General features: G+C 51.9%; 29 protein-coding genes and 3 tRNA genes. 15 read left to right on the forward strand and 17 right to left on the reverse strand.

Annotated features, from left to right (window positions below):
* Positions 1-17: 17 nt before the first annotated feature.
* The 8 genes from ACKI5T_RS07970 to ACKI5T_RS08005 all read right to left on the reverse strand — a co-directional run bounded on the left by ACKI5T_RS07970 (position 18) and on the right by ACKI5T_RS08005 (position 4,945).
* Complete coding sequence (locus tag ACKI5T_RS07970; RefSeq protein ID WP_407436884.1) at positions 18-500, reverse strand: DUF2501 domain-containing protein; 483 nt, start codon at positions 498-500, stop codon at positions 18-20.
* Positions 501-584: 84 nt separating this feature from the next.
* Positions 585-1,322, reverse strand: a complete 738-nt coding sequence (dnaC, locus tag ACKI5T_RS07975; RefSeq protein ID WP_012015926.1) for a DNA replication protein DnaC — start codon at positions 1,320-1,322, stop codon at positions 585-587.
* Entirely contained in the window at positions 1,319-1,864 is a 546-nt protein-coding gene (gene dnaT / locus ACKI5T_RS07980; protein WP_407436886.1) for a primosomal protein DnaT, read from the reverse strand. Before dnaT ends, dnaC begins: the two co-directional genes overlap by 4 nt.
* A 125-nt stretch (positions 1,865-1,989) precedes the next feature.
* On the reverse strand, positions 1,990-2,418 hold the full coding sequence (locus ACKI5T_RS07985) for an organic hydroperoxide resistance protein (protein ID WP_012015928.1): 429 nt from the start codon (positions 2,416-2,418) through the stop codon (positions 1,990-1,992).
* A gap of 84 nt (positions 2,419-2,502) precedes the next feature.
* Entirely contained in the window at positions 2,503-2,955 is a 453-nt protein-coding gene (locus ACKI5T_RS07990; protein WP_407436889.1) for a MarR family winged helix-turn-helix transcriptional regulator, read from the reverse strand.
* Positions 2,956-2,996: 41 nt separating this feature from the next.
* On the reverse strand, positions 2,997-3,638 hold the full coding sequence (locus ACKI5T_RS07995) for a TetR family transcriptional regulator (protein WP_407436891.1): 642 nt from the start codon (positions 3,636-3,638) through the stop codon (positions 2,997-2,999).
* 66 nt (positions 3,639-3,704) lie between these two features.
* Positions 3,705-4,178, reverse strand: a complete 474-nt coding sequence (locus ACKI5T_RS08000; protein WP_012015931.1) for a threonine/serine exporter — start codon at positions 4,176-4,178, stop codon at positions 3,705-3,707.
* Positions 4,169-4,945, reverse strand: a complete 777-nt coding sequence (locus ACKI5T_RS08005; RefSeq protein WP_407436893.1) for a threonine/serine exporter ThrE family protein — start codon at positions 4,943-4,945, stop codon at positions 4,169-4,171. The genes ACKI5T_RS08000 and ACKI5T_RS08005 overlap by 10 nt, the downstream gene beginning before the upstream one ends.
* 379 nt (positions 4,946-5,324) lie before the next feature.
* Between ACKI5T_RS08005 and ACKI5T_RS08010 the strand changes: the two genes are divergently transcribed.
* Both ACKI5T_RS08010 and bglJ read left to right on the forward strand, forming a co-directional pair.
* Positions 5,325-6,047, forward strand: coding sequence for a LuxR C-terminal-related transcriptional regulator (locus tag ACKI5T_RS08010; protein WP_407436895.1), 723 nt, complete (start codon positions 5,325-5,327; stop codon positions 6,045-6,047).
* Positions 6,048-6,058: 11 nt separating this feature from the next.
* Positions 6,059-6,694 carry a DNA-binding transcriptional activator BglJ gene (bglJ, locus tag ACKI5T_RS08015; RefSeq protein ID WP_407437106.1) on the forward strand — a complete coding sequence of 212 codons (636 nt, stop codon included), beginning with the start codon at positions 6,059-6,061 and terminating at the stop codon, positions 6,692-6,694.
* Between the two features lie 45 nt (positions 6,695-6,739).
* Here bglJ and ACKI5T_RS08020 read toward each other — a convergent pair whose 3' ends face one another.
* Entirely contained in the window at positions 6,740-7,198 is a 459-nt protein-coding gene (locus ACKI5T_RS08020) for a YbaK/EbsC family protein (RefSeq protein WP_012015935.1), read from the reverse strand.
* A 327-nt stretch (positions 7,199-7,525) separates the two neighbouring features.
* Here ACKI5T_RS08020 and ACKI5T_RS08025 point away from each other — a divergent pair, with 327 nt between their 5' ends.
* Complete coding sequence (locus tag ACKI5T_RS08025; RefSeq protein ID WP_012015936.1) at positions 7,526-8,869, forward strand: PTS cellobiose transporter subunit IIC; 1,344 nt, start codon at positions 7,526-7,528, stop codon at positions 8,867-8,869.
* An 81-nt stretch (positions 8,870-8,950) separates the two neighbouring features.
* On the opposite strand, the gene fhuF is transcribed toward ACKI5T_RS08025, so the two are convergent.
* Together fhuF and ACKI5T_RS08035 are read right to left on the reverse strand one after the other, a co-directional pair.
* The gene (gene fhuF, locus ACKI5T_RS08030) at positions 8,951-9,739 is read right to left on the reverse strand and encodes a siderophore-iron reductase FhuF (RefSeq protein ID WP_407436898.1); all 789 of its coding nucleotides are present in this window, start codon (positions 9,737-9,739) and stop codon (positions 8,951-8,953) included.
* 98 nt (positions 9,740-9,837) lie between these two features.
* Positions 9,838-10,902: a GGDEF domain-containing protein gene (locus tag ACKI5T_RS08035; protein ID WP_407436900.1), complete on the reverse strand. Its 1,065-nt coding sequence runs from the start codon at positions 10,900-10,902 to the stop codon at positions 9,838-9,840.
* Between the two features lie 254 nt (positions 10,903-11,156).
* Between ACKI5T_RS08035 and ACKI5T_RS08040 the strand changes: the two genes are divergently transcribed.
* Complete coding sequence (locus ACKI5T_RS08040; RefSeq protein ID WP_407436902.1) at positions 11,157-11,387, forward strand: DUF1435 domain-containing protein; 231 nt, start codon at positions 11,157-11,159, stop codon at positions 11,385-11,387.
* A gap of 40 nt (positions 11,388-11,427) precedes the next feature.
* Here the strand turns inward: ACKI5T_RS08040 and ACKI5T_RS08045 are convergent.
* The 4 genes from ACKI5T_RS08045 to rsmC all read right to left on the reverse strand — a co-directional run bounded on the left by ACKI5T_RS08045 (position 11,428) and on the right by rsmC (position 12,931).
* Positions 11,428-11,514: transfer RNA gene (locus ACKI5T_RS08045), tRNA-Leu, on the reverse strand.
* Positions 11,515-11,545: 31 nt separating this feature from the next.
* A tRNA-Leu gene (locus tag ACKI5T_RS08050) sits at positions 11,546-11,632 on the reverse strand.
* Positions 11,633-11,660: 28 nt separating this feature from the next.
* Positions 11,661-11,747 (reverse strand) — tRNA-Leu (locus ACKI5T_RS08055).
* Between the two features lie 155 nt (positions 11,748-11,902).
* Positions 11,903-12,931, reverse strand: a complete 1,029-nt coding sequence (rsmC, locus tag ACKI5T_RS08060; RefSeq protein WP_407436904.1) for a 16S rRNA (guanine(1207)-N(2))-methyltransferase RsmC — start codon at positions 12,929-12,931, stop codon at positions 11,903-11,905.
* Positions 12,932-13,033: 102 nt separating this feature from the next.
* Here rsmC and ACKI5T_RS08065 point away from each other — a divergent pair, with 102 nt between their 5' ends.
* From ACKI5T_RS08065 to ACKI5T_RS08100, 8 genes are all read left to right on the forward strand, one after another.
* Positions 13,034-13,447 (forward strand): DNA polymerase III subunit psi, encoded by a 414-nt coding sequence (locus ACKI5T_RS08065; protein ID WP_235134688.1) that lies wholly within the window; start codon positions 13,034-13,036, stop codon positions 13,445-13,447.
* Positions 13,416-13,859, forward strand: coding sequence for a ribosomal protein S18-alanine N-acetyltransferase (rimI, locus tag ACKI5T_RS08070; protein ID WP_407436907.1), 444 nt, complete (start codon positions 13,416-13,418; stop codon positions 13,857-13,859). The genes ACKI5T_RS08065 and rimI overlap by 32 nt, the downstream gene beginning before the upstream one ends.
* 14 nt (positions 13,860-13,873) lie before the next feature.
* Positions 13,874-14,551: a pyrimidine 5'-nucleotidase gene (gene yjjG / locus ACKI5T_RS08075; protein ID WP_407436909.1), complete on the forward strand. Its 678-nt coding sequence runs from the start codon at positions 13,874-13,876 to the stop codon at positions 14,549-14,551.
* Positions 14,552-14,642: 91 nt separating this feature from the next.
* Positions 14,643-16,232, forward strand: coding sequence for a peptide chain release factor 3 (prfC, locus tag ACKI5T_RS08080; RefSeq protein WP_407436911.1), 1,590 nt, complete (start codon positions 14,643-14,645; stop codon positions 16,230-16,232).
* A gap of 303 nt (positions 16,233-16,535) precedes the next feature.
* Positions 16,536-17,153 (forward strand): molecular chaperone OsmY, encoded by a 618-nt coding sequence (gene osmY, locus ACKI5T_RS08085; RefSeq protein WP_407436913.1) that lies wholly within the window; start codon positions 16,536-16,538, stop codon positions 17,151-17,153.
* Between the two features lie 83 nt (positions 17,154-17,236).
* Entirely contained in the window at positions 17,237-17,398 is a 162-nt protein-coding gene (locus ACKI5T_RS08090) for a DUF1328 domain-containing protein (protein WP_012015946.1), read from the forward strand.
* Between the two features lie 149 nt (positions 17,399-17,547).
* Positions 17,548-18,618, forward strand: a complete 1,071-nt coding sequence (locus ACKI5T_RS08095; protein WP_407436915.1) for a patatin family protein — start codon at positions 17,548-17,550, stop codon at positions 18,616-18,618.
* Positions 18,615-19,397 (forward strand): TatD family hydrolase, encoded by a 783-nt coding sequence (locus ACKI5T_RS08100; protein WP_407436917.1) that lies wholly within the window; start codon positions 18,615-18,617, stop codon positions 19,395-19,397. Before ACKI5T_RS08095 ends, ACKI5T_RS08100 begins: the two co-directional genes overlap by 4 nt.
* On the opposite strand, the gene ACKI5T_RS08105 is transcribed toward ACKI5T_RS08100, so the two are convergent.
* Both ACKI5T_RS08105 and ACKI5T_RS08110 read right to left on the reverse strand, forming a co-directional pair.
* Positions 19,392-20,252 carry a YjjW family glycine radical enzyme activase gene (locus tag ACKI5T_RS08105; protein ID WP_407436919.1) on the reverse strand — a complete coding sequence of 287 codons (861 nt, stop codon included), beginning with the start codon at positions 20,250-20,252 and terminating at the stop codon, positions 19,392-19,394. The genes ACKI5T_RS08100 and ACKI5T_RS08105 overlap by 6 nt on opposite strands.
* Positions 20,227-21,774, reverse strand: a complete 1,548-nt coding sequence (locus ACKI5T_RS08110; RefSeq protein WP_407436921.1) for a YjjI family glycine radical enzyme — start codon at positions 21,772-21,774, stop codon at positions 20,227-20,229. The genes ACKI5T_RS08105 and ACKI5T_RS08110 overlap by 26 nt, the downstream gene beginning before the upstream one ends.
* Before the next feature lie 262 nt (positions 21,775-22,036).
* Here ACKI5T_RS08110 and deoC point away from each other — a divergent pair, with 262 nt between their 5' ends.
* From deoC to deoB, 3 genes are read left to right on the forward strand one after another with little or no spacing between them, the layout of a single operon-like run.
* Complete coding sequence (deoC, locus tag ACKI5T_RS08115) at positions 22,037-22,816, forward strand: deoxyribose-phosphate aldolase (protein WP_407436923.1); 780 nt, start codon at positions 22,037-22,039, stop codon at positions 22,814-22,816.
* A 55-nt stretch (positions 22,817-22,871) separates the two neighbouring features.
* Positions 22,872-24,194, forward strand: coding sequence for a thymidine phosphorylase (deoA, locus tag ACKI5T_RS08120; protein WP_407436925.1), 1,323 nt, complete (start codon positions 22,872-22,874; stop codon positions 24,192-24,194).
* Between the two features lie 52 nt (positions 24,195-24,246).
* A complete protein-coding gene (deoB, locus tag ACKI5T_RS08125; RefSeq protein WP_012015953.1) occupies positions 24,247-25,470 on the forward strand; it encodes a phosphopentomutase in 1,224 nt (407 codons plus the stop codon).
* Positions 25,471-25,539 lie beyond the last annotated feature (69 nt).

Genomic DNA, 25,539 nt, shown 5'->3' on the forward strand with positions numbered 1-25,539 from the left:
GCAGAAAATGGGATGGATCAGGAGAGGAAATTAACGCCTTGTTTTAGCACCAGATCGCAGGCTTTGGTTTTCACCTTTTTCGCCAGCGCGGAGTCACCCAGGGTGTTCAGATTCAACTGCTCGCCGTTCTGCGCATTCAGCAGGCCCTGGATTCCATCCATGTAGTTCGTGTCGCTTTTCTGCTCTTGGGTGTCCATGCCCAATTTGCCCAGAACCTGGTTTTTAATGTTCTGGGTATCCGTCACCGATGCCAGTTTCTCTTTTGCACAATAGCCGAGAATACCCGCCGCGTTGTTCATGGTGCCTGCGCTCAGGCTCTGATTGCTGTTACCTAACAGGCTGGTCAGGGATGACGCCGAAAGGCCACCGCTTTCAGAGCCGCTGCCTTTGGTCAGTTCGTTGGCTGCGCTGGATAAAGAGTCCTGCCATGAGGCGGCGTGTGCTGCGCCAGTGAGCAGAGCGACGCCGAGAGCAGTGCTGAGAAGACGATTTTTTTTCATGATATTGACTCGAGAATGGCCCCGGTTGGGCTGGAATGGGCACCAGTATATACTGCTCAAAGGTGCGCCATTCCTGGAAATGTCTTAATACTCTTTGCCCGTTACGCGGCTGCGGAAGCTTTCCCAGTCAAAAATCACGTACAGGCTGTTGCCGAGCTTCATGCGATCCATCACGCGCTCACCCAACAGGCGGGTCATTTCATCGATATTATGGTTGGTCAGCATGCCGGTAGGGCGCTTGGATGAAGAGCGGCGATCAACGATCTGATTAATGATCACTTTCTCATAGCGGGATTCCGTTTGAACGCCGATTTCATCAATGACCAATAAGTCGACATTGCTTAAATCGTTAAGCAGTTGTTCTTCTGTGGTTTCGCGATTGGTGAAGGTGTCTTTCATGGCCGACATAATGTCGGCGACGGTGATGATCAGCACCGATTTACCGCGCAGCAGCAGTTCGTTACAAATTGCTGCCGCGAGATGGTTTTTGCCGGTGCCAGGCTTACCACAAAAGATAAAGCTGGCGATGTTGCCGTCGAATTCGTCCACATACTGACGCGACAAGTTCAGGGCGTTCATTTGCCCCTGGGATTCCACTTTGTAATTATCGAAGGAACAATTCTGATGAAGTGGACGTATACCGGAGCGGTTAAACGTTCGCTGCATTTTCATCGCGCGGTTTTCGCGGGCCAGTGCAGCAGCGCGGATCTCACCCTGTTCTTTCTGCCATGCCAGGAGCTCTTCGCCAGTGGTAAAGGCGGGCTTCACATTGGCTGGCATCATTTTTTGCAGACGCTTCATTAACTCGCCGACATTTTTCATTTAGCACCTCGGAATCCGTGTGGGATCTGTGAATCCGGCTGGGAAAAGGCATTGATATCGCGTTTTGGCTGCCCGCCGTTACTGGCGCGATTCAACTGCACGCTGCGGGCTAACTTTTGCTGCCACTGTACATGGTGAAACACTTTGCCTTCTGCCTGCCAGTAAGTCACGAATGCAGCCAATTCTTCTGGCGTCACGGGCTGTGCGAGCGCTATGCCCCACAGACCTGCCAGCCGCTGGAAATCAGCATCGGGCTGCCAGCCTGCGTACATGGCGAATTTCCCCATCGGGATCGCGACGGGCGCACTGGCGGGTTCTTCGAAGAATTGTGTATCCAGAGCGACGTCGCTCGCTGGGCGCGACAGGCGCGCTTCGATTTCCAAAAGCTGGGCCAGACGATCGGGCGTGATCGCGTAAAAAGCCGGCGCATTGTCGGCAAATACGGCGATTGTGCCGCCTTCGGCGTTATTCAGTACGCCGCGGGGATCGCGCATAAAGGCATCAATTCCAGCGACGCTGGTGGTCAAAATTCTGGAGGACATACACTTTCTCTACTGAATGACTGCGGGCGTGATATGGGCTTATGGTAGCACAGAGAAGAAGGGCGAAGCAGGGGATCGTGCGGGGGTTTTACCCTCTCCAGAGAGGAGAGGGTAGCGAACTGGAATTACGCGATAATATTCAGTGTGACGTCGATATTGCCACGGGTCGCGTTGGAGTAAGGGCAAACGATGTGTGCCGCATCAACCAGTTTTTTGGCTTCTGCTGGATCCATACCTTCAACGTGAATATTCAGTTTGGCTTCGATACCAAAACCAGTTGGCAGTGGCCCGATACCCACTTCGCCTTCGATAAAGGCATCTTTTGGCAGGGCAATTTTGTCACGGTTAGAGACGAACTTCATTGCGCCCAGGAAGCAGGCAGAGTAGCCCGCAGCAAACAGCTGCTCTGGGTTAGTGACTTCCCCCCCCATGCCGCCCATCTCTTTTGGTACGCCCAGTTTAACGTCCAGTACGCCGTCAGAAGAGGTCGCACGGCCATCACGGCCTCCGGTGGCTTTGGCTTTGGCGGTATAAACAACTTTTTCTAAAGACATGGCAGATTCCTCATCTTACTTTTATGTGCGCTATTAAATAGCGTGCGATATACATGGTTAAATCAATACGTATTAACTATAGCTTCAGGCGCGATGGAGTTGCTGGCGCAGTTGCTCAAGCTGTTGCTTAAGTGCGACCAAGGTTTCGGTATCGCATTGCGCAGCGCAGCCAACAGCCTGAGGAATGTCCTGCGCCTGCTGTTGCAGCGCGCGGCCGTCATCACTCAGCGTGACGGCGACCTGACGCTCATCCTGACGTGAACGCTGGCGTACAATCAAACCGGCGCTTTCCAGTCGCTTCAGCAGCGGGGTAAGCGTTGCGGAATCCAGAAACAGACGTTCGCCAATTTCCGACACCGTGATGTCATCCTGCTCCCACAAAATCAGCATCACAAGATACTGGGGGTAGGTCAGGTTAAGCGGTGCCAGCAGTTGCCGGTACAGCTTATTGAGCGCCAGGTTTGCCGAGTAAAGGGCAAAACAGAGCTGGTTATCCAGCAACAGCGCTGCGGTGGTGTCGGTCGTTTTCGTCTTCATGAATCCAATATAGGTAGTGCGCGATTTAATTGCAAGCGATTTTATGGGCAGGTGTAGCGCAATGCGACCTGAACGGCCATTTTGCGATAGTGCTGACGTTGCGCCTGCTCATCTGCGCCGTCTTCAAACAGCAGCGTGAAGGTGTAACTGTTGGCGACGTAGTGAAAGCTGAAACTGCTGATCAGGCGGTGTAAATCACGGGCATCAACGGTTTGATTAAAAAGCTGTTTTTCTTTTCCACGACGCAGGATCGCTTCGAGTAAATCCAGCGCGCTGCGGTTGACCTGACGCAAATAGTTGGACTGCTGCATGAAGCGGCCGCGCTGCATATTCTCCATGCAAATAATTCGGATGTAATCGGGGTGGTCGGCATGATAATCAAATGTCGCTTCTACCAAATGCACCAGCGCTTCAACCGGCGGTAAGTCCGCCAGACTGAGCTGTTTTTCGCTGGCGCGTATCTGGGTATAAACGTATTCGAGTGCCTGAAGATACAGATTTTCTTTGGTTTTATAGTGATAGACCACCATGCGTTTAGTGGTACGGGCTTTCTCGGCAATTTGTTCCATGCGTGCGCCGTTCAACCCGTATTCAGCAAACAGGGCGATCGCGCTTTGAAAAATTTTGTCCTTCAAACTGGAGTCGTCATTGTGATCGGGGAATTCGCTGCCAGGGTTAGCCACTTCCTCTCCTTACATTGCCAAACAGAATGCAGGGATTATCACCATGGCAGCGCGATAACACAAATCTCAAACGCGTGGGCGCTTACGGTACAGCCACAAACCGGGTATCGACAGACCAATGGAGAGCGCGCCGACGATTGATGAGGCTTTGAGGAAGTTGCTCAGCAGAAGAATCATTTGCGGTTCGCTGTAGCCAAAATGGCTAATTTTTACCGCCGAGATCATCGCGGTATAAGCCGAAATGCCGGGGAACATGGGGATCACCGCGGCAACGGTGAAAACTTTTGGATGCGCCAGATACCAGCGTGACCACTGAATACCGATGCAGCCGACCAGCATAGAAGCCATGAACGTTGACCATTCAATGTTAAACCCGGCGGTCATCATCACCATCCGCGACCCGTGGCCGATGGCACCTAACAATGCACACCAGCGAAGGGCGCGATGCGGCACGTTGAAGACCATGGCAAACCCCACGGCGGGAATAGCGGACAGAGCCATGTCTTGTGCCAAGGCTAACAGAAACTCGATTATGCCCATCCGCGCAGCCCCCACAACGTCATTGCCATCACCACGCCAATGCAGGTGGCAAGAGTCAGTAAACTGGCAATCGCCCAGCGCGCCAGGCCCGTATTGATATGTCCTTTGAACATGTCTGCAACGGAGTTAATTAACGGGAATCCTGGTACCAGGAGCAGCACGCTGGCCGCCATCGCGACGGTGGGTGTGTTGGCAAACGTGGGCAGGCGCAACAGTAAACCGGAGACAGTTGTGGCGACAAACGCGGCGATACAAAAGTTGATCTGCGGATGCATATGTCGCTGGGTGAGAAGCTGGCGAACATACATTGCGATAGCGCTGGCGAAAAATGTCACGACTGCGCCGTCCCAGCCGCCGTTATTGAGTTTGCAAAAGCAGGCGCAGGAAAGGCCCACCATCACGACCACTAACCAGCGCGGATAACGCAGGGGTTTGATCTGATGAAAACGTTTTTCGACCGTATTCAGGTCCAGCAGCTTATGCTCAGCCATGATCACGATGTGCTGAACTTCCGTCACTACGTGCATGTTAATCCCACGGTCCTGGTTTTTACGCGTTGAGGTGAGGCACTGCCCCTCTTTTATGGTTGTTAGCACAATAGCATTTGAAGAGATGGAGCTCTCGACGCTGTCCATTCCGAGCGCGAGACCCAGCCGTGTGGAGAGTTCTTCGACCAGCGCGCTTTCCGCGCCATGTTGCAATAGAAATAGACCGCACTGAATACAAAGCCGCGTGACGGCGCGTTGTGACGACTGATCTGCCTGCATTTGAAACCCTGAAAAATGAGAACTGCCAGATTGTCTGGAATGTCTATTTTTAGCACAAACCCCAGGCGCTCTGGCTCTGAGTCAGATCAACATTTGTGCAATCAGTGAAAAGAGGCAAAACAGGCTTTATATATTTTGTGAATGATAAAGACATAAATATATCATTTCTTAATGCGTAAACCGTTATTGATATTTCATGTTTAGGCTATTAAGTTATGCGATTTTTTGTACTATATTAATATCGAGTTTAGGTGTCATGATTGACTGAATACCTTGCTAATATCATCTCTGCTGTTATTTCTGTTTAAGAATGTTACTTGTATCTAAAATTGGACTTTAAATATCTTTATAATAGATGAAGAAAGGAATCGGAGAATCTATGTCGTCAGTGAAGAGCAAGTTTGCAATTGTGATTAGTAAAATCCCCATGGTGCAAATGGGGTTGGGATGCATGATGGCAAGGCAGTTTCCTGAATATGAAGCGACATATTGTCGAACTCAGGATGAACTGACAAGCTTGCAAGTTAAAAGAGCGTCCGTCGTCATTGCCGATATCTCAGGCGAATACTTTAATCCTCGTGGCGCGCTTGAACAATATTATTTATTAATGAGTCAGTATAAGAGTATTCACTGGATATTTTTAATCTCCCGACCTCTGTACCCCCTGGCGATTGAGTTGTTGATGTGTCCGCAGAGCACTCTCCTTTCAGATATGGGGCCGGTTGAAGGAGTGATTAACGCCCTCTGTGCGGGCCGCGAACGTGCTGAGCGGATAAGTCAGGCCTTGTTACTTCCTGAGCCACAGGCGTTGAACAAAGCGCCTGAGCGAGCCGTAACATTGACGCTTTCTGAGCGTCAGGTATTACGTCTTCTGGGTAAAGGTTGGGGTATTAATCAAATTGCGTCCTTATTGAATAAAAGTAACAAGACGATCAGTGCTCAGAAAAATAGTGCGATGCGCCGGTTATCACTGCACGGTAATGCTGAAATGTACGCATGGATCAACAGTTCACAAGGAATGAGAGAGTTAAACTTAATTTCACCCTATGGAGAACCAAAGGAATGGAAACAAATATCGCAAGAAAACACATTGCAGTCATAGAATCCTGTGATATGAGTGCTATGGGTCTGGCACATTTTTTTACGACGGTTTCATTTCGGCAATATCAGCTGCATTTGTTTAGGGATTTCGACAGTTTTAATACTGCTCTAACGTATATTCCTTTTTTTTCGGTGATCTATTCGCTGTCAGACGCCCGAGAAGAACGACGGAATTGTCTGGTTTATATGCGCGAACTTGCGTTTAAACATGGCGCCATACAACGCATTATCCTGGCGGGCGATGAGGTTGAGGCGAGATTGATCGGCCAGCTTTCCCCTTCTCGTCTTCACGGGATTATTAGCAAGTCTTCGTCACTGGTCGTATTAAGAAAACAGCTCATCACTCTGTTGAGTGAGATGGGGCAGGTGAACAATAACGCGTTTACCCACTGGCATGGCGGTCACACCCGGATCTTAAGCCCAACCGAACGAACGGTTTTGCGATATATGTCATCGGGTCTTTCCATACCCGAAATTGCGGAACAGCTAGAGCGCAATATCAAAACCATCCGTGCGCACAAATACAACGCGATGCTGAAACTGGGTGTGAATTCTGACGTTGGACTTCTCGCGGCGGCCGACATTCTCAGGAATCTGCCGATGGTTAAACCGCGGTTCGCCTTATGGGTTGCGCCATTTTACTCATAGCGCAAAGGCGAAAGCCTCCCTGCGCCAGAGTTCTGGCGCAACAATTCAAATGCAAACATCAACCCATTTAGCCGATGTGAGTTCGGCCATTCGTTCAGGCTTAATGCGCACGGCACTGCGGATTGACCCGGCAGCGGGCAGGACTTCGTCGTATTGCTTGAGCGAGATGTCACAAAAAACGGACAGAGGATTTTCTAGCCCAAAGGGACAGACGCCCCCAACAGGGTGCCCGGTTAATGTCACCACTTCATCGCTGCTGAGCATTCGCGCTTTTGCGCCAAAAGTGTCTTTCAGCTTTTTGTTATCCAGGCGTGCATCGCCTTTCGCCACGACCAGAATCACCTCATTTTTTACTTTGAGCGATAACGTCTTGGCGATTTGACCCGGTTCAACGTGATGGGCTGCGGCAGCCAACGCAACGGTGGCCGTGCTCTGACTCAACTCAATGACATCAATATCTGGGGCATTGTCAGCAAAAAATTGCTGTACGGACTGCAAACTCATTGTTATCTCCTGACAATTATCCTGCGTAATCTGTCATAAGAAATTATGCTCTGTAAATATCTCTTAAGTAACAAATATCCCTGACCCCCGATTTCTGGATCGCCTTCACAATCACGGAAACCGGTTACAGTAACCGGTTGCAGAGCGAGAAAGAGAGATTAATACTGACTGTGTAACGTCCCCTGTATCCAATAATAAGAGTCAATCATGAAACGATCCGTCCCTGTTTTGCCGCTGGTTCATGACCCAGCAAGGTGGTGAAAATGATGTATGGAACACCGTATGACGCGTCTGCGTCGGAACTGATCATCTGACAGGAGAACCATTATGTCTGCCAACCATGCTGCGTTTAATTTGATATTCCGATTTGTCGAAAACTATGTCAGTCCCATTGCCGGGCGGATCTCCTCCCAGCGTCATGTGATGGCCATTCGCGATGGATTTATTTCTGCGATGCCGTTCATGATTGTCGGTTCATTCTTATTAGTCTTTGCTTACCCGCCGTTCTCACCGGATACCACGTGGGGCTTTGCGCGCGCGTGGCTGGATATGGCGAAGCAGTTCGAAGGGCAAATCCTCACCCCGTTTGATATGACCATGGGCATTATGTCCATCTACATTTGTGCGGCGATCGCTTATAACCTGGGCAAGCACTACGTTAAGTCACATCAGCTTGACCCGTTTATGTGCGCGATGTTGTCCTTAATGGCGTTTTTACTGGTTGCTGCGCCGAAAACGAAAGGGGCGATGCCGGTTGATAGCTTGGGCGGGACCGGGATTTTTACAGCGATTCTGGTGGCGATTTACTGCGTCGAAATGATGCGTTTCCTGAAAGCGCATAATATTGGTATTCGTCTTCCGGATCAGGTTCCGCCGATGATCAAAAACTCATTTGATCTTCTGATTCCTGTGCTGGTTGTCGTCCTGACGCTTTACCCGCTGAGCCTCTTTATCCAGTCTCAGTTTGATATGCTCATTCCGCAAGCCATCATGTCTATCTTCAAGCCGTTGGTTTCCGCAGCGGATTCTCTGCCTGCCATTCTTCTGGCGGTGCTGATCGCGCATTTACTGTGGTTTGCCGGAATACACGGCGCGGCGATTGTCTCCGGAATGCTGCAAATGTTCTGGCTGACCAACCTTGGCATGAACCAATCTGCACTGGCACAAAGCGCGCCACTGCCGCATATCTTCATGGAAGCGTTCTGGACATTCTTCATCGTCATTGGCGGCTCGGGCGCGACAATGGGTCTGGTCTTATGTTACTTGCGCAGTCGTTCTGCGCATCTGCGTTCCATTGGTCGTCTGAGCGTTGTGCCGAGTATTTTCAACATCAACGAACCGGTTATTTTTGGTACACCGATTGTGATGAACCCGGTGTTCTTTATTCCATTCCTGCTGGCACCCATGGTTAACGCCGTGCTCGCTTGGGCAGCCATGAAGCTGGATCTTATTGGTCGTGTTATTTCCGTTGTGCCATGGACTGCTCCTGCTCCGGTGGGCGCTGCGTGGGCGTTGGGTTGGGATTTCCGTGCGGCGCTGCTGGTCATTCTGCTGGCGTTAGTCTCGGGAATTATCTATTACCCGTTCTTCAAAGTGTACGAGAAGCAACTTCTGCAACAAGAAGCAGAGGAAGCTCAGCGTGCAGATGAAGAAAGTCAGCAAGTAGCGTAGTGAAAAGCAAAACGGCAACCAAGGTTGCCGTTTTGACTATTTTGGCTTCTTCCGCGGGGAGAAAACGTCAGGCTGTACGCACTATTTTAGCGTGCAGTCGCCGCACTGCTGAACATCTGGCAGGCGATAGCGCTGACAGCAAGTACGACGCACAAGCAGTCCATCGCGTGGGACGACGGTGCGGAACAGGGGATTATCCCGTCCATCTGACAACTGCTTTGCAAAAAAACAGGACTGGCGGAGCGTGTCGAGGGTTTCATCCCCCAGTAACGGTTTCATCTCGTTCAGATACCAGTGAATCAAATAACCGGTATTGCTCCAGATGAGTTTTCCGTTGATCTCATTGGTCTTTTCCAGCGCGTCGACGACGGGAATAAGCGCTTGCTTTAGCAGCGTTTCCATTCGTTCCTGCGGCGATTGCAAAGTCGCTACGCGATCCTCATGCACATCAATCCAGAAACACGCCGCTCGGCCCGTCTCGTGGAATTCGACATGGAAATGTTCCGGGGATAAATCCAGTGCGATGTCCTGAGTTAACAACGCCTGCATTAACGGCGGCACCATTAAACCGATATACCATTGCGCCCATAGGGAAAGTAATGGCTTATTTTCCCGCGCAAGGGTGGGCTGATTTCGGTAAATATGATCGGAATATGCCGCGAGCAAGGATTGAATCTCGGACGGACGTTGCCATTGCGACAGTGTCATTGCCTGATGCGGGTGTGGCTCATCGAATTTGATGAAATCCAGCAGGTAGGCACGATTTTCTGTGATCGTCTCCCGAATGGAATCCGCAAGCGCAGGGCTCCCGCTGGTAAGACGGGCTCGCCAGATGATGGAATCAACGACTTGTGCGGAATGAGTGGCCATATCGGAATAGGATAGAAATCTAAATGATAATGATTGCCAATCCTAACTATAGACAAAACCGATCGCAAGCCTTTTGTCATTACAATGGGGGGTAGAGCTTATCCAGCAAGTAGCTCAGGGCTAATAAGGATATTATTGCGCCCTCGGTGTTTGGCTTCATACAGCGCTTTATCTGCTTTACCGAGCGCACCTTCGATATCTTCGCCTTCAAAAATAGCGATACCAATACTGATGGTGACGTTGGTTGCCACGCTCTCGTTAAACATATGTGGGATCTTAAGGTCGTAGACTTTCTGACGAATACGTTCTGCGGTCTGGCGTGCCTGCTCAAGAGTGACGCTGGTTAACAACACCATAAATTCTTCTCCGCCAAAGCGCGCAACGATATCCCGCGAGCGAACGGCATCACGGATGGCAGCGGAAACCCGAATCAGGGCCTGATCGCCCATCATATGACCGTAGTGATCGTTGTAGGCCTTGAAATGGTCAATATCCAGCAGCAGGACGAAGTGTTCTCCCTGCTCCAGCGTTGGGAGATTTTCCAGGCGGTTGTTCAATCCACGTCGGTTATACAGACCTGTCAGCGGGTCCATCATGCTCAGGTCGTTGAGCGTTTCACGCTCCTCGAGCAGCCGATACAGCAACTGTTGTGCAAAGCGGTCGTTGCGCTTTTGAATGACGTGATGGATGGCAATCCCAGCCATCGGGAGAGCGAGAGAGTAAATGACTCGCAGCCAGTGCTCATGCTGGCTAAACCACATGCAAACGACAAAGGTCGGCAGCGAATGGAGCGTAAATGCTTTGATATCACTCGCGAAAGCCAGTGAACCAATAAATAGAACGCTTAATAAGCCCAATAAAAGAAAGGTAAAAGGATCTTCCGTGACCAGCGTAAATTTATAGGCAATATGCCACGCCCATATTCCACCAAAGGTCAGTGAAATCAGCGGAATATTGATCTTCCTGGTTTTATTTCTCCAGTGCCAGATAAGCAATGTCACACTGAGCGTAAAAATCAACGCGACAGGAAGCGTCAGCATACGCACGCTGTATAGCGGGTTCAGCAGCGTAAAAAGTGCTGAAACGGCGTTCAGGAATAAAAATAAACGTAAAGATAACTGATATTTCTTGTGGCGTAAGGAACGCCAGGATTGTGATGTCATGTCGGTATGTTTTTATAATACTTAATTAAATCAAAATAATGGTAGCCGATTTGAATATAAAACTGAGAAATAATCAGGGACTTAATAATCAGGAAATAGTTATGTGTAGTTAACAGGTGTTCAATTTATCACCTTCCTCATTTCCTGTCATTACAGGAAAGGTAAAGGTGATGAGATTGTGGCGACATATACTGACAAATGCGAAAACCTATCATATGATATTAGTTATCATTATCATGTTGACAGGGTAAACCATGTTGAGTAAAGCGCTGGGAAGTGGATGGGGTGTGCTGCTGCCGGGTCTACTGATCGCTGGACTGACCTTTGCCGACCTCTCATTAGACGTCTGGAAAATGATTATTGTCTCGGGCTTATTGGTCACGTCAGCAATGATTTGGCATAAGCAATTACGCCACTTTGTACTGTTGCCGTCATGTGTCGCGCTGATTGGCGCAATGCTGGTTATAACGATGAGTTTAAAATGATTGAAAAAGCAGAGATAAAACAGGAAGGAGATAAGATAAGTGGTGCGAAGAGGGGGACTTGAACCCCCACGTCCGTAAGAACACTAACACCTGCAGCTAGCGCGTCTACCAATTCCGCCACCTTCGCACTGTTATCTTATTTTTTGATATTGCCTCGTTGGTGCGAGGGGGGGGACTTGAACCCCCACGTCCGTAAGAACACTAACACCTGAAGCTAGCGCGTCTACCAATTCCGCCACCGTCGCCCGGTGAGAACAATATCTACATGGTTTTTGGTGCGAGGGGGGGGACTTGAACCCCCACGTCCGTAAAGACACTAACACCTGAAGCTAGCGCGTCTACCAATTCCGCCACCGTCGCATACCATCAATACTTAAAAAGTATTGCAACCACGGAGGCGCATTCTAGATGTTTTCAGCATTTCGTCAATAGAAAATTGTGTAGGGCGTTTTAGTTGCTGCAAAAATGGACATTTACGTTGCCCGGCAGAAATTACGCTACCGGGCTGATGGCGATTACTTTTTCGCCTGACGCGTCATCACGGTACGGTAAACCTTAAATCGGCCGGTCTGTGCCAGTACTTCGTGGAAGCCGAAAATCTCATCCAGAAGCTTAGGGTAGGGCAGGAAGGCGTTTGCAACGATACGCAGTTCACCGCCACTACCAAGATGACGGACGGCCCCACGAATCAAGGTCTGTGCGGCTTCTAGGCTGGTTTCCATACCGTCGTGGAACGGTGGGTTGGAGATAATAATATCAAAACGGCCAGTAACTTCGGAGAACACGTTGCTGGCGAAAACGTCACCTTCCAGTCCGTTAGCGGCGAGAGTCGCGCGGCTGGCTTCAACCGCAGGCGCACTCACATCGCTCAAGGTTAAGCGGACTTTCGGTGAATGGCTTGCCAGCACGGCGGAGAGCACGCCTGCGCCACAGCCCACATCAAGGACTTTCCCTTTGGTGTGTGGCGTGAAAGTGGAAAGCAGCAGTTGGCTGCCCAGGTCCAGACCGTCACGGCTGAATACGCCTGGGAGGGTTTTGATCGTCAGGCCATCAAGCTGATACTCGGCCCAATATTTTTCCGCATCAAAGGTCGGCTGTTTGTCCAGGCGACCATGGTACAGACCACAGCGACGAGCGCTGTCGATTTTGTTCAGCGTCGCATATTCCGCCAGCATAGACTCTGCGCTACGCACGCCGCTGCGGTTTTCACCCACAACAAAAATATCGCAACCCACTGGCAGCATGGACAGCAGGTTCATCAGCTGGAACTGGGCTTCTGGCTTGTTCTTCGGCCAGTAGTAAATCAGGGTGTCACAGTCGGCCACGTCGCTTTGCTCAGCCACCAGGCTGAAGCGCACGCGGTCTTCCATCTGACGGCTCAAAAGCTGCCAGTGGTGGTATTGCTGAGTATGGGCGCGGCTAGCGGCGCACTCGAAACGGCCAGGCAGGTCATCCTGCATATCTCCGGCAAAAAGAATACGGCTTTGTTCGAAATCATCACTGTGGCGCAGCAAGACTTCACTTGCCGGGGTAAATGCAGACATGAATTGTTCCTCAATAAACTATGGCGGCGAGTATAGTTGGTTGATGGCGCAGATACGACATATTTGCTATATTTGCGCGCCTGACAGACAGGAGTTTTCGCTATGACATCCCGACGAGACTGGCAGTTACAGCAACTGGGCATTACCCAGTGGGCTCTGCGTCGCCCGACGGCGTTGCAGGGCGAAATTGCTATCTCAATTCCTGCGCATGTTCGTCTGGTTATGGTGGCAGAAGCATTGCCCGCATTGAATGAAACGCTGATCAATGATGTGTTGCGCACGCTGAAAGTGAGCCAGGATCAGGTGTTGCAACTCACGCCCGATCGTGTCGCTATGTTACCCGCCGAAAGCCACTGTAATTTCTGGCAGTTAGGCGTAGAAGAAGCGCTTACGTTTCGTGGCGGCCGGCTCTCTTCGCCAACCCTGGAAGAACTAAAAGCAAACCCAGCAGCGCGAAGCGCTCTATGGCAACAAATCTGCGAATATGAACACGATTTCTTCCCTCACGACGACTGATCTCGCATCGGCGTTCGCTATTGAAACACGCGCCCATGCTTTCCCGTGGAGCGAAAAAACCTTTGCCAGCAATCAGGGCGAGCGTTATCTCAATCTCCGTCTGGATGTTGACGGCGAGATGGCCGCGTTTGCCATTACGCAGGTCGTTCTGGATGAGGCAACGCTGTTTAATATCGCTGTCGATCCGGCTTTTCAGCGCCGAGGTTTGGGCAGAGAATTGCTTGAATTTTTGATTCGCGAGCTGGAAGCGCGAGACGTTTTCACGCTTTGGCTTGAGGTGCGTGCGTCGAATACCGCCGCCATTGCGCTCTACGAAAGCTTAGGCTTTAACGAGGCGACGATTCGCCGTAATTATTACCCCACTGCTGACGGGCGCGAAGACGCCATCATCATGGCTCTGCCGATTGGATAAAAAAGGTTGTAACGATGAAATGGGACTGGGTTTTCTTTGACGCCGACGAAACGCTGTTTACGTTTGATTCGTTTGGCGGTCTACAGCGGATGTTTTTGGATTATAGCGTTACCTTTACCGCTGAGGATTTTCAGGACTATCAGGCGGTGAATAAGCCGCTGTGGGTGGATTACCAGAACGGAACCATCACCGCGTTGCAGCTTCAGCATCAGCGTTTTCAAAGCTGGTCGGAGCGTTTGAACGTGAATCCCGGCTCGCTCAATGAAGCTTTTCTGAATGCGATGGCAGAGATCTGTGCGCCTTTACCGGGTGCTGTGTCGTTGCTTAATGCACTGAAAGGCAAAGCGAAGCTTGGGATCATCACCAACGGGTTTACCGCCTTGCAGCAGATCCGCCTTGAGCGCACAGGTCTGCGCGATCATTTTGATGCGTTAGTGATTTCCGAACAGGTGGGCGTACCCAAACCGGATCCGCGTATTTTTGATTATGCGCTGGAACAAGCGGGTCATCCCGATCGTGAACGTGTGCTGATGGTGGGCGATACCGCTGAGTCAGATATTCTGGGCGGCATGAAGTCTGGTCTTGCAACTGTCTGGCTTAATGCGCATAGCCGCGCCTTACCAGACGGCATTCATCCGACCTGGACCGTCACATCATTGAACGAACTGGAGCAACTCCTGTGTAAACAATGATTGCCTGCCCCCCGTTGATGGGTAAAATAGCCGCAATTTCGTATTCCATGATGCGTGGCCAACTGCCGTGCTTATATAAGAAGATTCAATTATGACGTTGTCCCCTTATCTGCAAGAGGTGGCGAAGCGCCGTACTTTTGCCATTATCTCTCACCCGGATGCCGGTAAAACGACCATCACCGAAAAGGTGCTTTTATTCGGACAGGCGATTCAAACTGCCGGTACGGTAAAAGGCCGTGGTTCAAGCCAGCACGCGAAATCGGACTGGATGGAGATGGAAAAGCAGCGTGGTATTTCGATCACCACGTCCGTGATGCAGTTCCCGTATCACGACTGCCTGGTGAACCTGCTGGACACCCCAGGCCACGAAGACTTCTCTGAAGATACCTATCGTACCTTGACGGCGGTTGACTGCTGTTTGATGGTGATCGACGCCGCAAAAGGTGTAGAAGATCGTACCCGTAAGCTGATGGAAGTCACCCGTCTGCGCGACACGCCGATCCTCACGTTTATGAACAAACTTGACCGTGACATCCGTGACCCGATGGAAGTGATGGACGAAGTGGAACGTGAACTGAAAATCGCCTGCGCGCCTATCACCTGGCCGATTGGCTGCGGCAAGCTGTTTAAGGGCGTTTACCACCTTTACAAAGACGAAGTGTATCTCTACCAGACCGGTAAAGGTCACACCATTCAGGAAGTTCGCGTCGTAAAAGGCCTGGATAACCCTGAACTGGAAACGGCAGTCGGCGAAGAGCTGGCAGTGCAGCTGCGTGATGAGCTGGAGCTGGTGAAAGGCGCGTCGCACGAATTTGACCACGAGTTATTCCTGGCCGGTGAAATCACGCCTGTCTTCTTTGGTACTGCACTGGGTAACTTTGGCGTTGACCATATGCTCGACGGCTTGATCGAGTGGGCACCGCAGCCGATGCCGCGTAAAACCGACACCCGCCTGGTTGAAGCTTCTGAAGAGAAGTTCACCGGTTTTGTCTTTAAGATTCAGGCCAACATGGACCCGAAACACCGCGACCGCGTCGCGTTCCTGCGTGTGGTTTCAGGTCAGTATGAAAAAGGCATGAAGCTGCGCCAGGTGCGTATCGGCAAAGACGTTGTCATCTCCGACGCGTTGACCTTTATGGCGGGTGACCGTTCCCACGTCGAAGAAGCGTATCCGGGCGATATCATTGGTCTGCACAACCACGGTACGATCCAGATCGGCGATACATTCACTCAGGGAGAAATGATGAAGTTTACGGGTATCCCGAACTTCGCCCCTGAACTGTTCCGCCGTATTCGCCTGCGCGATCCGCTGAAGCAAAAACAGCTGCTGAAAGGTCTAGTTCAGCTTTCCGAAGAGGGCGCGGTGCAGGTCTTCCGTCCTATTTCGAACAACGACCTGATCGTGGGCGCTGTGGGTGTACTTCAGTTTGACGTGGTCGTTGCGCGCCTGAAAAGCGAGTACAACGTTGAGGCGATTTACGAGTCGGTGAACGTTGCGACAGCACGCTGGGTTGAATGTTCTGACGTGAAAAAATTCGAAGAATTTAAGCGTAAGAATGAAATCCAGCTGGCACTGGATGGCGGTGATAACCTCACCTACATCGCGCCGACCATGGTTAACCTGAACCTCACTCAGGAGCGTTACCCGGACGTTCAGTTCCGCAAAACGCGCGAGCACTAATCCCATCTCAGAGCGCGGCGACCGCCGCGCTCTTCTTAATTCCCTGCTTTATTAATCCCTTGCGGAATTTTCTTAATTCATCGCTTTTTTATCTCTATCGCTCATTATTTCGCCGTTTCTGAAAGCAGCCCTCAAATTGTGATCTATATTTAACTCAGTGTTTAGCACCGGGCGCGGATGAAAGCTCTGTTCAATGCGTGTTGATAAGCCGCTCATCCCGACCGTGTGTTTAATCGCAAAATTAATAACTAGTCCAAGGGATGTTTGACGCTCAAATTACGAGCAAACTACAGGAATACATCGATGAATATGACAAGACTGAAGATTTCTAAAACTCTGCTGGCAGTCACTTTGGGTAGCATCCTGGTAAGCGGTTCTGCGCTGGCAGAAACCACCGCCACGGACAAAGCTAAATCCACCGCTGATTCCGCAGGGCAAAAAATCGATAGCTCTATGAATAAAGTCGGTAATTTCATGGATGACAGCTCTATCACAGCAAAAGTGAAAGCCGCTCTGGTGGATGATGAAAACATCAAGAGCACCGACATTTCCGTGAAAACGGACAAGAAAGTGGTCACGTTAAGTGGTTTTGTTGAAAGCCAGGCGCAAGCTGAAAAAGCGGTCACCGTGGCGAAAGGCGTTGAGGGTGTAACCTCAGTCAGCGACAAACTGCACGTACGGGATGCCAAAGATCAGTCTGTGAAAGGCTATGCAGGCGATACGGCAACCACAAGCGAAATCAAAGCTAAACTATTAGCTGATGACATCGTGCCGTCACGTAAAGTGAAAGTGGAAACCACCGATGGTGTGGTGCAGCTCTCCGGTACGGTTGATTCACAGGCGCAGGTTGAGCGTGCCGAAACTATCGCTAAAGCCGTTGATGGCGTGAAAAGCGTTAAAAACGATCTGAAAGCGAAATAAAAACAACATTTGGCTGAACGCCGGTGGGCGTCCTGAGCGCCCACATTAAGCGGCCGATATTAACTATGGTAAAGGAGAGTTCTATGTTTCGTTGGGGCATCATATTTCTGGTTATCGCGTTAATTGCCGCTGCTCTGGGCTTTGGTGGTCTGGCTGGTACAGCCGCATGGGCTGCTAAACTTGTCTTCGTTGTCGGTATTGTCCTGTTCCTGGTCAGCCTGTTTACCGGACGCCGTCGTCCCTAGCTGAGCGTAACACGCCCGTCGATACGCGAAGCGACAATCGACACCCACATCCAAAGCCAGTCCTTGCGACTGGCTTTTTCTGGTTTGAGTAAGGGGTACAGAATGCGCTACTGTGTCCTTATGATAAAAATCAGAACAGGAATGCAGCAGTGGGACAAAGAATTCCCGTTACGCTCGGTAATATAGCGCCGCTAGCGTTAAAACCCTTTCGTCCCGGTCAACTCGCAATAGTGTGTGAAGGCGGTGGACAGCGGGGCATCTTCACGGCTGGCGTGCTGGATGAATTTATGCGTGCGCAATTTAACCCGTTCGACCAATTCTTCGGCACGTCCGCTGGCGCGCAAAATCTTTCCGCCTACGTCTGCAACCAGCCCGGCTACGCCCGCAAAGTGATCATGCGCTATACCACTTCACGCGATTTTTTTAATCCGATTCGCTTTGTCCGCGGCGGCAACCTTATCGATCTCGACTGGCTGTTAGATTCCACCGCCAGCAAGATGCCGCTGGCGATGGATACTGCTGCGCGCCTGTTCGATACGGGTAAAGAGTTTTGGATGTGTGCCAGCCGGGGCGACGACTACACGCCGGGCTATTTCTCACCACAAAAGGAGAACTGGCTGGATATTATTCGTGCCTCGAGTGCGATTCCTGGTTTTTACCGTACTGCCGCTGCGCTCGATGGTATTCCATATCTTGATGGCGGGATCAGTGATGCGGTCCCCGTTCAGGAGGCCGCCCGTCGCGGTGCGAAAACGATCGTGGTGATCCGCACCGTGCCGTCACAGATGTACTACACCCCGCAGTGGTTTAAACGGATGGAGCGCTGGCTGGGTGACAGCAGCCTGCAGTCGCTGGTGAACATTGCCCATCAGCATGAATCCAGCTACAGCGCGATGCAGCGTTTTATCGAGAAACCGCCCGGCAAGCTGCGCATTTTTGAAATCTACCCGCCAAAACCGCTCCTGAGCATGGCGCTGGGAAGCCGTCTGCCATCCCTTCGCGATGATTACAAAATAGGGCGACTTTGCGGGCGTTATTTCCTGGCGACGGTCGGAAAAATGCTGGCTGAAAAGCCACCAATACGGCGTCATAAAAGGATCATCACGCCGCCAACGTTCGTGGTTCCGCCTGCTGCTGTCGCGAATGATGTTGTGGCTACGCCGCTGATTGACGCCCCTCATGCCAACGACACCACTTTTGAAAATGAGGATCTGGCGTGACTTTCCGCTTTGTTGATACCCATTGCCACTTTGATTTTCCGCCGTTTACCGGCCATGAAGCGCAAAGCATTCAGCAAGCGGCGGGCGCAGGTGTCCAGGCGATAATCGTCCCGGCGATCGAAGCCGCACATTTCGATCGGGTACTCGATCTGGCTGGGACGCATACCGCGCTGTACGCTGCTTTGGGTCTTCATCCGATTGTGATCGAAAAGCATCTGGACGCACACATTGAGGTGCTTGAGGACAAACTGCGATCCGAAAGCAAGAAACTGGTGGCGATAGGGGAGATCGGTTTGGATCTGTATCGTGACGATCCGCAGTTTGAACGCCAGCAGACGATCCTGGATGCGCAGCTGAAACTGGCAAAACACCATAATTTACCGGTGATTCTGCATTCGCGGCGCACTCACGATAAGCTGGCGATGCACCTCAAACGTCACGATCTACCGCGAACCGGCGTGGTGCATGGTTTCGCCGGTAGCCTTCAGCAGGCGCAGCACTTTATTGAGCTGGGTTATAAAATCGGCGTGGGCGGAACGATCACCTATCCGCGCGCGAGTAAAACCCGTGATGTGATGACGCAATTGCCGCTTTCAACGTTGCTTCTGGAAACCGACGCGCCTGATATGCCGCTCAATGGTTTCCAGGGAGAACCCAACCGTCCGGAGCAGGCCGCACGCGTCTTTGCGACATTATGCGAACTCCGCAACGAGCCAGCAGACGTAATCGCAGATGCGCTGTTACGAAATACTCACGATCTCTTTGGGATCACATTATAAATAGAGCGCTGGGCGGATCACCGTGATCCGATGTTTTTCTAATGCCAGCGCCAGCGGTTCCACATCGTCAGCCGTGGCGCTGCGCCACGATGCCGCTTCGCCATACACGCCATGCGCATGAAACGCATTGATTCGTACCGGGACAGAACCCAGCGATCGGATAAAGGCCGTCAAAGCACCCAGATGTTCCAGATAATCACAACGATCAGGGATCACCAGCAGGCGCAGCTCAGCTAACCGTTGATGATGTGCCAGCCAGCGGATGCTGTGTTTGATCTGCGGATTCTCGCGCCCGGTCAGAGAGCGATGATGCTCATTGTTCCAGGCTTTCAGATCCAGCATTGCGCCATCAAAAACTGGAAGCAGTTTTTGCCAGCCGGTTTCACTCAGTAAGCCGTTGCTGTCGACCAGACAGGTGAGATGCTCTAGCGAGGAGTCGGCTTTGACGGCGCTAAACAGCGCCACTAAAAACGGCAGTTGAGTCGTGGCTTCTCCCCCGCTGACGGTGATCCCTTCGATAAAGGGCGCGACTTTGCGGATGCGGTCAATCACGTCGTCAACGCTTAAGCGCTGCGCCATGGGCGTGGCCTGCTGTGGACACATGCGCAAACAGGTATCGCATTTCTGACAGTCGCTTTCCTGCCACCAGACGCGTCCGGCCTGAATGTTCAGCGCATCGTGTGGGCAATGGAGGATGCAGTCGCCGCAGTCATTGCAGCGACCGATCGTCCACGGGTTGTGGCAGGTTTTGCAGCGCAGGTTGCAGCCCTGCAGGAAAAGGGTCAGACGGCTGCCCGGCCCATCCACGCAGGAGAAGGGAATCACCTGACTAACTAAAGCGCATCTGCTGTTCATGGCTTATCACGCGTGGCTGACGTTCCAGGATACGGGTATTGCGCGCGGCCTCCTCGCCAAGCCAGGTAGTATTGATGCGTGACCCTTCGGCGCGATATTTTTCCAGATCCGACAGACGCACCATATAGCCCGTGACGCGCACCAGATCGTTTCCGGCAACGTTAGCGGTGAACTCGCGCATCCCGACGTTAAACGCACCGAGACACAGTTGAACAACGGCCTGTGGGTTACGTTTGATGGTTTCGTCCAGTGTCAAAATATCGCTGATCCCGGAAGGGTAGTGTTTGTGATGCGGCGCGACGGCGAGCAAATGGCTGATCGGATCGGGCTCATCGCCGTACGGCAATCGTGCGCCCGGCGTGGTGCCGGAATCAGAGCTGATGCCAGACTGGGCATGCAGCATGGCGCGCTGCTTCCAGCCGTGTTTTACCGGCGTATTCTCGACGAAGTGGGCGAGCTGTTCGCTGATACGATAGCCCATCGCATTGGCTTGCTCATCTTTCCCGTAACGTCCTGGGTGACCCGATTTCTCACACAGCGTATTTACCGCCTCTGCCAGACCGTACATGCCAAACATCGGCACAAAACGATCCGCATCGATCAGCCCCTCTTTCACCAAAAAGCTATTCTCAAAGAAGCCGGATTGTTCATACAGAAAATCACAGCGGGCATTGATGATGGCGATCTGCTGCTGACAGTAATGCGGCAGGGTTCGGTCAAAGAAATCTGCCACGGACTCGCTATGCTCGGCGATGGCTTTCAGATTCAGACGTACCAGGGTGCTGCCACCGCCGGCCAACGGCAGCGAGTTGTAGCAACTGACGACGCCAAAACCGCTTTTTGTGAAAATTCTATCATTCATTGGGCCGTTAGAAATATGCGGTTTACTGCACTCACAAATATTTTTAGCCACTTCCAAAAGCAGATCGTCCGGCGTAATTTCCGGGTCGTAAATAAAGGTGAGATTCGGCGCAACCTGCTTCAGTTCTGCATCCGCGCGTAAAATGGCGCGTGTGACAGGGGAATCTCCTGGACCGATATTGGCATGCATAAAGGCGTCTGGCAGCGTTCTGTCCAGGTAGCGCCAGAAGCGTTTTATTCTGCTTTCGATTTCTTCTTGTGTTAGAATTCTAACATAAGGTTGCAACAGTGCATCGAGGTGGCCCAGAAACACCGGCATCGATGTGACGGAAGGAACATGGTGATAAAGAATGGTCAGGAGCGAAAGCGCATCATCAAGATCTTTTGCGCCTTCGAGCTCCAGCCATTCTGACCCGTTCGCCAGAAATTTGGCGTAATCAGGCAGAACGTAGCGCGGTTTGAAAGGCGCATGGCCTTCAAACATATCGCAGATAAACCCGTCATCCAGCGCTGAGCGCGCCGCGTGAGGCAGACCGGGATAGGGCAGATTGTTTTCCGCTTCCAGCGCCAGAAAATGGCGTTTTTGCTCAGGCGTCAGTACCGGGCTTGTCACAATTTGCTGGCAACGTTGTTGCATAGCATCGAGACCGGAGGTGGACATAGTCGCTTCCTTATTATTCTGCGGATGATGGGCAGATTGTAGGAAGTCATTACGCTGAAGCTATTGATCAGAAGCGGGTGATTGCTGCTTTAGTCAGCTATTTCAGGACTGAAATTTGAAGTGGATCTCATTACAGTAATGCAAATTTGTATGCAGTTTTCATTAACTGTGATGAATGTCGAAGTGTGAGTGCGGGTGAATGTTAGAATACTCACATACCCGCAAGGTGAAAAATTATACGGCGATGCCGTTGGAGATTGTTATGACTGATTTAACCGCAAGCAGCCTGCGCGCGTTGAAACTGATGGACCTGACTACCCTGAATGATGACGACACAAATGAAAAAGTGATCGCGCTGTGTCATCAGGCGAAAACCCCAGTGGGCAACACCGCCGCTGTCTGCATTTATCCACGTTTTATCCCCATTGCACGTAAAACGCTGAACGCGCAGGGCACGCCTGATGTGCGCATCGCGACCGTGACCAACTTCCCACATGGCAATGACGATATCGAGATCGCGCTGGCAGAAACGCGCGCAGCGATTGCTTACGGCGCGGATGAAGTTGATGTGGTGTTCCCTTACCGTGCGCTGATCGCCGGTAACGAGCAGGTCGGCTTTGATCTGGTGAAAGCCTGTAAAGATGCCTGTGCGGCGGCAAACGTTCTGCTGAAAGTGATCATCGAAACCGGTGAACTGAAAGAAGAAGCGTTGATTCGTAAAGCGTCTGAAATTTCTATCAAAGCCGGTGCGGATTTCATTAAAACGTCCACCGGTAAAGTACCGGTCAACGCCACGCCAGAAAGCGCACGCATCATGATGGAAGTGATTCGTGATATGGGCGTTTCTAAAACCGTTGGTTTTAAACCTGCGGGCGGCGTGCGTACAGCCGAAGACGCGCAGCAGTTCCTGGCGATCGCTGACGATCTGTTCGGCGCAGACTGGGCCGATTCCCGTCACTACCGTTTCGGTGCTTCCAGCCTGCTCGCTAGCCTGCTGAAAGCGCTGGGTCACGGCGACGGTAAGAGCGCAAGCGCCTACTAATATCATTCCTGCGGCGATTTTTTCGCCGCATTTAACCTGATTCCTGGGGGTTACTTTGTTTCTCGCACAAGAAATTATTCGTAAAAAACGTGATGGTCATGCATTAAGTGACGAAGAGATCCGTTTCTTTATCAACGGCATTCGTGACAACACCATCTCTGAAGGGCAAATTGCCGCCCTGGCGATGACCATCTTCTTCCACGATATGTCGATGCCGGAACGTGTATCGCTGACCATGGCGATGCGGGATTCAGGTAGCGTTCTGGACTGGAAAAGCCTCAATCTTAACGGCCCGATCGTGGACAAACACTCCACGGGCGGCGTAGGCGATGTCACCTCTCTGATGCTCGGCCCAATGGTCGCAGCATGCGGCGGCTACATCCCAATGATCTCCGGGCGCGGCCTGGGTCACACGGGCGGTACGCTCGACAAACTGGAAGCCATTCCGGGCTTCGATATCTTCCCGAACGACACGCGTTTTCGCGAAATTATTAAAGACGTTGGTGTGGCGATCATCGGTCAGACCAGCTCTCTGGCTCCGGCGGACAAGCGTTTCTACGCAACACGCGATATCACCGCGACGGTTGATTCCATCCCGCTGATCACCGCTTCAATCCTGGCGAAAAAACTGGCCGAAGGGCTGGATGCGCTGGTGATGGACGTCAAAGTGGGCAGCGGTGCATTTATGCCGACATTTGAACTTTCTGCGGCACTGGCTGAAGCGATCGTTGGCGTCTCCAACGGCGCGGGCGTGCGTACCACGGCACTGCTGACAGACATGAATCAGGTGCTGGCGTCCAGCGCTGGTAACGCGGTTGAAGTCCGTGAAGCGGTGCAGTTCCTGACGGGCGAATACCGTAATCCGCGTCTGTTCGACGTCACCATGGCGCTGTGCGTTGAGATGCTCATCTCCGGCAAGCTGGCCAAAGACGACGCCGAAGCGCGTGCGAAATTGCAGGCCGTGCTGGATAACGGTAAAGCGGCAGAGATCTTTGGCCGCATGGTCGCCGCGCAAAAAGGCCCGAACGATTTCGTTGAGAACTACGCGAAATACCTGCCGACCGCCATGCTCAGCAAAGCGGTGTATGCCGATACAGAAGGTTTTGTCTCCGCAATGGACACCCGTGCGCTCGGCATGGCAGTGGTATCGATGGGCGGCGGTCGTCGCCAGGCGTCGGACACCATTGATTACAGCGTTGGCTTTACCGATATGGCACGTCTGGGCGACAGCGTTGACGGACTGCGTCCGTTAGCCGTTATCCATGCGAAGGACGAAAACAGCTGGCAGGAAGCGGCGAAAGCGGTGAAAGCGGCTATTCAGCTTGACGACAAAGCACCAGAAACCACACCAACGGTCTATCGTCGTATCACCGATTAGTCGTATACTGATCTGATCGAATTTTTATGAAGCACTGAGTACGGAGAATATGATGAAACGTGCATTTATTATGGTGCTGGACTCATTCGGCATCGGCGCTACAGAAGATGCGGATCGCTTTGGTGACGTAGGTTCTGACACCATGGGTCACATCGCAGAAGCCTGTGCTAAAGGCGAAGCGGATATTGGCCGTCAAGGCCCGTTGAATTTGCCAAACCTGACTCGTCTGGGTCTGGTGAAAGCGCATGAAGGTTCTACCGGTAAAGTGGCTGCGGGTATGGACGCAAACGCGGAAGTGGTTGGCGCATACGCCTGGGCTCACGAGCTCTCTTCCGGGAAAGATACCCCGTCAGGTCACTGGGAAATCGCCGGCGTGCCGGTGCTGTTTGATTGGGGTTATTTCTCCGATCACGAGAACAGCTTCCCGCAGAAATTGCTGGATAAGCTGGTTGAGCGCGGCAATCTGCCGGGTTACCTCGGTAACTGCCACTCATCGGGGACGGTGATTCTGGATCAGCTCGGCGAAGAACATATGAAAACCGGTAAGCCGATTTTCTATACCTCGGCTGACTCGGTGTTCCAGATTGCCTGTCACGAAGAGACTTTCGGTCTCGATCGCCTGTATGAACTGTGCGAAATCGCGCGCGAAGAGCTGACCGAAGGCGGCTACAACATTGGCCGCGTTATCGCGCGTCCGTTTATCGGCAACAAGCCTGGTGAATTCCAGCGTACCGGTAACCGTCACGATCTGGCCGTTGAACCGCCAGCTGCGACCGTGCTGCAGAAACTGGTTGATGAGAAAGATGGCCAGGTGGTTTCTGTGGGTAAAATCGCGGATATCTACGCTAACTGCGGCATCACCAAAAAAGTGAAAGCCACCGGTCTGGATGCGCTGTTTGACGCCACCGTCAAAGAGATGAAAGAAGCGGGCGACAAGACAATCGTCTTCACCAACTTCGTGGACTTCGACTCCTCCTGGGGTCACCGTCGCGATATCGCCGGTTACGCTGCTGGGCTTGAGCTGTTCGACCGCCGTCTGCCTGAACTGATGGAGCTTGTGGGTGAAGATGACATTCTGATCCTGACCGCTGATCACGGCTGTGACCCAAGCTGGACCGGCACTGACCATACTCGCGAGCACATTCCGGTACTGGTTTACGGCCCGAAAGTGAAACCGGGTTCTCTCGGTCACCGCGAAACCTTCGCCGATATCGGACAGACCATTGCCAGCTACTTCGGCACGTCACCGATGGACTACGGTAAAAACATGCTGTAATACCCGTCGTTTTTCGCGCTACAGGTGCATTGATATTATTCATTCACCCCGATCACTCCCGGGGATGAT

This window comes from Lelliottia sp., from assembly GCF_045627565.1.
Taxonomy (GTDB): domain Bacteria; phylum Pseudomonadota; class Gammaproteobacteria; order Enterobacterales; family Enterobacteriaceae; genus Enterobacter.

What these genes read in the sequence shown, in the direction of transcription:
- ACKI5T_RS07970 (WP_407436884.1), bottom strand. Translation starts at nt 500, where the DNA reads ATGAAAAAAAATCGTCTTCTCAGCACTGCTCTCGGCGTCGCTCTGCTC.
- dnaC (WP_012015926.1), bottom strand. Translation starts at nt 1,322, where the DNA reads ATGAAAAATGTCGGCGAGTTAATGAAGCGTCTGCAAAAAATGATGCCA.
- dnaT (WP_407436886.1), bottom strand. Translation starts at nt 1,864, where the DNA reads ATGTCCTCCAGAATTTTGACCACCAGCGTCGCTGGAATTGATGCCTTT.
- ACKI5T_RS07985 (WP_012015928.1), bottom strand. Translation starts at nt 2,418, where the DNA reads ATGTCTTTAGAAAAAGTTGTTTATACCGCCAAAGCCAAAGCCACCGGA.
- ACKI5T_RS07990 (WP_407436889.1), bottom strand. Translation starts at nt 2,955, where the DNA reads ATGAAGACGAAAACGACCGACACCACCGCAGCGCTGTTGCTGGATAAC.
- ACKI5T_RS08000 (WP_012015931.1), bottom strand. Translation starts at nt 4,178, where the DNA reads ATGGGCATAATCGAGTTTCTGTTAGCCTTGGCACAAGACATGGCTCTG.
- ACKI5T_RS08005 (WP_407436893.1), bottom strand. Translation starts at nt 4,945, where the DNA reads ATGCAGGCAGATCAGTCGTCACAACGCGCCGTCACGCGGCTTTGTATT.
- ACKI5T_RS08010 (WP_407436895.1), top strand. Translation starts at nt 5,325, where the DNA reads ATGTCGTCAGTGAAGAGCAAGTTTGCAATTGTGATTAGTAAAATCCCC.
- bglJ (WP_407437106.1), top strand. Translation starts at nt 6,059, where the DNA reads ATGAGTGCTATGGGTCTGGCACATTTTTTTACGACGGTTTCATTTCGG.
- ACKI5T_RS08020 (WP_012015935.1), bottom strand. Translation starts at nt 7,198, where the DNA reads ATGAGTTTGCAGTCCGTACAGCAATTTTTTGCTGACAATGCCCCAGAT.
- ACKI5T_RS08025 (WP_012015936.1), top strand. Translation starts at nt 7,526, where the DNA reads ATGTCTGCCAACCATGCTGCGTTTAATTTGATATTCCGATTTGTCGAA.
- fhuF (WP_407436898.1), bottom strand. Translation starts at nt 9,739, where the DNA reads ATGGCCACTCATTCCGCACAAGTCGTTGATTCCATCATCTGGCGAGCC.
- ACKI5T_RS08035 (WP_407436900.1), bottom strand. Translation starts at nt 10,902, where the DNA reads ATGACATCACAATCCTGGCGTTCCTTACGCCACAAGAAATATCAGTTA.
- ACKI5T_RS08040 (WP_407436902.1), top strand. Translation starts at nt 11,157, where the DNA reads ATGTTGAGTAAAGCGCTGGGAAGTGGATGGGGTGTGCTGCTGCCGGGT.
- rsmC (WP_407436904.1), bottom strand. Translation starts at nt 12,931, where the DNA reads ATGTCTGCATTTACCCCGGCAAGTGAAGTCTTGCTGCGCCACAGTGAT.
- ACKI5T_RS08065 (WP_235134688.1), top strand. Translation starts at nt 13,034, where the DNA reads ATGACATCCCGACGAGACTGGCAGTTACAGCAACTGGGCATTACCCAG.
- rimI (WP_407436907.1), top strand. Translation starts at nt 13,416, where the DNA reads ATGAACACGATTTCTTCCCTCACGACGACTGATCTCGCATCGGCGTTC.
- yjjG (WP_407436909.1), top strand. Translation starts at nt 13,874, where the DNA reads ATGAAATGGGACTGGGTTTTCTTTGACGCCGACGAAACGCTGTTTACG.
- prfC (WP_407436911.1), top strand. Translation starts at nt 14,643, where the DNA reads ATGACGTTGTCCCCTTATCTGCAAGAGGTGGCGAAGCGCCGTACTTTT.
- osmY (WP_407436913.1), top strand. Translation starts at nt 16,536, where the DNA reads ATGAATATGACAAGACTGAAGATTTCTAAAACTCTGCTGGCAGTCACT.
- ACKI5T_RS08090 (WP_012015946.1), top strand. Translation starts at nt 17,237, where the DNA reads ATGTTTCGTTGGGGCATCATATTTCTGGTTATCGCGTTAATTGCCGCT.
- ACKI5T_RS08105 (WP_407436919.1), bottom strand. Translation starts at nt 20,252, where the DNA reads ATGAACAGCAGATGCGCTTTAGTTAGTCAGGTGATTCCCTTCTCCTGC.
- ACKI5T_RS08110 (WP_407436921.1), bottom strand. Translation starts at nt 21,774, where the DNA reads ATGTCCACCTCCGGTCTCGATGCTATGCAACAACGTTGCCAGCAAATT.
- deoC (WP_407436923.1), top strand. Translation starts at nt 22,037, where the DNA reads ATGACTGATTTAACCGCAAGCAGCCTGCGCGCGTTGAAACTGATGGAC.
- deoB (WP_012015953.1), top strand. Translation starts at nt 24,247, where the DNA reads ATGAAACGTGCATTTATTATGGTGCTGGACTCATTCGGCATCGGCGCT.